Source organism: Acetomicrobium mobile, from assembly GCF_937920065.1.
In genome coordinates this window covers 1-4,205 of sequence record NZ_CALETC010000180.1, presented here as the reverse complement: position 1 = coordinate 4,205, position 4,205 = coordinate 1, and the positions used below count along the sequence as shown (strand labels likewise).

General features: G+C 42.7%; 4 protein-coding genes. All 4 read right to left on the bottom strand.

What is annotated here, in order from left to right; translation table 11 throughout:
- Nucleotides 1-69: 69 nt before the first annotated feature.
- Nucleotides 70-840 carry an ABC transporter ATP-binding protein gene (locus Q7P41_RS07170; RefSeq protein ID WP_303883150.1) on the bottom strand — a complete coding sequence of 257 codons (771 nt, stop codon included), beginning with the start codon at nucleotides 838-840 and terminating at the stop codon, nucleotides 70-72.
- Nucleotides 837-1,832, bottom strand: a complete 996-nt coding sequence (locus tag Q7P41_RS07165; protein ID WP_303883148.1) for a branched-chain amino acid ABC transporter permease — start codon at nucleotides 1,830-1,832, stop codon at nucleotides 837-839. Before Q7P41_RS07165 ends, Q7P41_RS07170 begins: the two co-directional genes overlap by 4 nt.
- Before the next feature lie 12 nt (nucleotides 1,833-1,844).
- Nucleotides 1,845-2,741 carry a branched-chain amino acid ABC transporter permease gene (locus Q7P41_RS07160; protein ID WP_303883147.1) on the bottom strand — a complete coding sequence of 299 codons (897 nt, stop codon included), beginning with the start codon at nucleotides 2,739-2,741 and terminating at the stop codon, nucleotides 1,845-1,847.
- Nucleotides 2,742-2,859: 118 nt separating this feature from the next.
- The gene (locus Q7P41_RS07155) at nucleotides 2,860-3,975 is read right to left on the bottom strand and encodes an ABC transporter substrate-binding protein (protein ID WP_303883145.1); all 1,116 of its coding nucleotides are present in this window, start codon (nucleotides 3,973-3,975) and stop codon (nucleotides 2,860-2,862) included.
- Between the last annotated feature and the right edge of the window lie 230 nt (nucleotides 3,976-4,205).

The following is a 4,205-nucleotide window of genomic DNA, read 5'->3' as shown; positions in this document are numbered from 1 at the left end:
GAATGTTCACGTTTCGAAGAGCATAAATCCCATTATATGTCACAGATAAGTTTTCGACCGTTAAGAGACTCATTGCATATCTTCCTCGCCAAGGTATGCCTCAATAACGTTAGGATCCTTCTCAATATCTTCAAACTTACCTTCACAAATCACACGACCGAAATTGAGGACATACACCCAATCAGAAACCCCTCTGACAAACTCCATCGTGTGCTCGACAAGTAGCATTGTGATCCCCCTTTCTTTAAGAAGGAGCATGATCTGCATAATGCCTTTAAATTCATCCTTCGTCATACCAGCTGCTGGCTCATCAAGGAGGAGGAGCTCGGGTTCTAGTGCTAATGCCCTCGCGATTTCCAAAGCCCTCCGCTTCCCGTAAGGTAGGGATGTCGGACACTCAAAAGCTTCTTTCTCAAGGCCCAGAAGCTTGAGAAGCTTCATGGAATATTCAAACTGTTTTTCTTCCTCTTTTTTAAGCCGGGAGGTAGTTAGAAAGACATTTAAAAAAGACGATGTAAAGAATTTCAGTCGAGCCGCCAGTACATTTTCCACCACTGAAAGGCTATTAAAAAGATTTATCCGCTGGAAAGTCCTCCCTATTCCAAGACGCGCATACTGATACCCTTCCAGCTTCGTAATATCTCGACCATCAAAAACGATGCAACCTGAGGTAGGCTTCATAACCCCTGATACCTGGTTTATAAATGTCGTTTTCCCTGATCCATTAGGACCTATGAGAGCCGTTATCGTCCCATTCTTAATCTTTATATCCACTTCATTATTGGCCAATACGCCACCAAAGGCTTTTGTCAATTTTTGAGTTTCTAAAAGAACGCTCATCGGTTCGATCCCTTTCTTATATGATGCAAGGTCTGCGTCATATCTTTCCTGCTACCAAAAATTTTGTCTAAAAGTTTAGAAAGATTGGGACCAAGTCCCTCCGGAAGTAAAACTACAAACAAAATTGCAATTAAGGAGGTTACAAGTAAATAGTAAGTTTCCCATCCCTTAAACTTAAGAAGCTCCGGGAGAAATGTCAGAGTTACCCCACCAATGATTCCGCCACTCATGTGTTTGAGTCCCCCTATAACAGCCATCGCAACAAAGTTAGCAGATTCTCCAAATGCAAAAGGTTCTGGACTGAGGAAACCGGCAAAGTGGGCATAAAGAGCGCCAGCTAAGCCAGCCAAAGAAGAAGAAAACCCAAAAGCAAAGACCTTTGCTTTTTTAGAGCTGATACCACAAGATTCAGCAGCGATTTCATCGTCATTAATGGCAAACATTGACCGCCCTATGTAAGAATGCTTTATACGATACATTAAAAGGATAGAAATACATAGAATAGCAAGAAATACGTAATAATAGGCTTTATTACCAAAGAAGTAATCGCCTATATGAAATTGGGGGATGCCAAACAAGCCACCGGGTCCCCCAGTAAGGGGTATCGCATTAATGATGATTATCCACACTACTTGGCCAAAAGAAATAGTAACGAGAGACAAAAAGAAAGCTTTAAGCGTGAAGGAGGGAACGCTCAAAATCAAGCCCGCAACAAGGCTTAATAGGGTACCGCCAATAATGCCGACGGGAATGGGAAGGCCAAGGCGAGTTGTCAAAAGAGCAGTCCCATAAGCGCCTATAGCGTAAAAGCCGGCTTGTCCAAGGGAAATTTGCCCTGCAAACCCAGTGAGAAAAACTAGGCCTGACACAAGAATAGCATGAAGCAGCGCTCTGTTAGTAAGAAAGATCCTGAAATCTTTCGTCTCTATTAGGGGATAGATCAAGAGCAACACGATTCCTAGAATAATAATAAATTTACGGGAAAGTTTCATATCACACACCCCCTACTTATCCTTGTCGCCAGCCCAATTAAAGATTCCGCTAGGTTTTATCAAGATCGCAGTGACGAGGGTACAAAAAGAAATGACATCTCTGTACGTTGAAGAGATAAACAGAGTTGAGAAGTTTTCTAACATACCTAAAACGAGTCCGCCCAGAAGGGTCCCATATGGATCTATTAGGCCTCCCATGACAGCTGAGGCAAAACCTTTAACGCCTATACTCCCGCCCCCCAAGTCCAACGATACAAAGTAAACCGGAGCAAGAAGAATTCCAGCAATTCCAACAATCGTTGTCGAAAGCATAAAGGCCAAGGATCTAGAGAAATTGATGTTGATCCCCATCAGTTGGGCAGCAGTCGCGTTCTGAGCAGTAGCTCTAAAAAATTTCCCCACCAATGTCTTCCCCAATAGAAATTGAAGAAAGGCCATTAGGAGAATAACTACAGCGAATATATAGAAGTAAAACTTGGGTAAACGGATACCCCAAATCTCAACTAAATCCACCGAGGATCCAAATACCGGCGGAAATGGCTTTGGAAGCCCTCCGTAAATGACAATGATAAGCGTTAACCAAAGCGTGCACATCATCAGAGTCGCTACTATAAATTCCATTCTGGCCCCACCTCGACGATTTATGGGTTCATAGATAAGATAACGTAATGCCAAACCGTACAAAGCCAGAAGGGCGATGGAAAAAACGAAGGAAAAAACGAATCCCAACTTTAAGTTTGAGTAGAATGTGTAAAAAAGATAGGCACTCAACATGGCTGAACTAATGTTTGCAAAGTTTATTCGTTCAATACTCTGCCATAGGAATACAACCCCTAAGCCTATAAGACCGTATGTACAACCTATTGACATGCCGCTAGCAAAATTCTGAACTACATCACTTAAGTTCACGAGTTTCCCTCCTTTAATTAATAACCCTAAAGAACAAACGCCGTTGCTGACCCTCAACGAGAACCAGCAACGGCTCTCGGCATGTTCTAAGTTTCAAAGAAGCGTTTAAAAAACGACCTCAAAACTCTTGTTTTTCCCAAATAGTCCCATTGTAGCGCGCAATAAATGTGTAACTAGTAAAGTTGTGATCCTCGTCGCACTTCAATGCACCTTGAACGCCTTCAACCTCGATCTCTTTTAAGGCTTTGACCAAAGATGGACCATCAGTGGATTTTGCAGTCTCAATAGCCTTTGCAAGTATATGGACACCATCATAATAAGCTTGGCCAGGATCATCAGGATTTTCGTTCCACTTTGCGCGATACTTTTCCACAAAACTTTGCACTGCAGGGGAAGGATCATTTACGTCAAATCCCTTGGCTGCATAAACTCCAATCATCGCATCGCCTGCCAGATCCTCTACTACTGAAACACCCCACGCGGTAAAACCAATAATAGGCACATCTATCTGCAGCTGCCTAGCCTGGGTTATACAAATAGCTGCTTCAGGTTCATGCGTGAGACCGATGAGGCAATCGAATCCAGCGTTTTTCAATTTCAGGAGTTGCCCAGTAGCATCTTTGTCTCCTTCTTTCATTTGCGCCTTCGCCACAATATCAATACCATATTTCTTAAATTCTCTTTCTGCTACTTCCAAGGCTGCTGTACAATAATCAGTGGTCCCATAGATAACTCCGGGCTTTTTCGCATTGAGCTTCTCAGCGGCAAATTTAACCAGAGCAGTAACTCTTGCATCGTCGTTCGCTCTCAAGCGGAATAGATAATCGTTTTTTGTTTTACTGTAATCTAAATTTGGTGATGTCGCCCCTACCAACATAGGTATTTTCGCCTGTTTTGCTAGGTTGTGGACCCCTAGCACAGCACTACTCATATTCGGACCAAAGATAGCCACTACGTCTTCGCTAATAACTTTTCGTACAACATTCAAGGCGGTACTTGGATTGGCTTGGTCATCATACACATGCATTTCGATCAATCTCCCATCAACGCCACCTTTAGCGTTAAGTTCATCCACAGCCAGTTCAGCCGCCTTTTTGATATACTCCCCTAAAATAGATCCCAAACCAGTAAAAGGTGCCACTAAAGCTACCCTAATACTATCTGCTGCAAAAGCAGGTCCAGAAAGACAAAAAACAAGCACAATGACTACTATTAGCCGTCCAATACGTTTCATTATTTCTTACCCCTCCTTCGCAAGCATGAGTTGTTCAAACTCCCTCTTTAACTCTTCCGTATTTCACCTACAGCATACAACAAAATAGTGTGTCGCGGTAGTTTTCATATTTTGACAGATCCCTCCCTTCATTCATATTACTTCACGCTCTTGTAATCCTCGTATATACGTTTAAACTCATCTTCTGAAACCACATCTCTTTTCTTCCTGCCAAAGGCTTTTACCAGTTC

Coding starts and splice junctions, on each gene's coding strand:
- Q7P41_RS07165 (WP_303883148.1), bottom strand. CDS start 1,832: ATGAAACTTTCCCGTAAATTTATTATTATTCTAGGAATCGTGTTGCTC.
- Q7P41_RS07155 (WP_303883145.1), bottom strand. CDS start 3,975: ATGAAACGTATTGGACGGCTAATAGTAGTCATTGTGCTTGTTTTTTGT.
- Q7P41_RS07170 (WP_303883150.1), bottom strand. CDS start 840: ATGAGCGTTCTTTTAGAAACTCAAAAATTGACAAAAGCCTTTGGTGGC.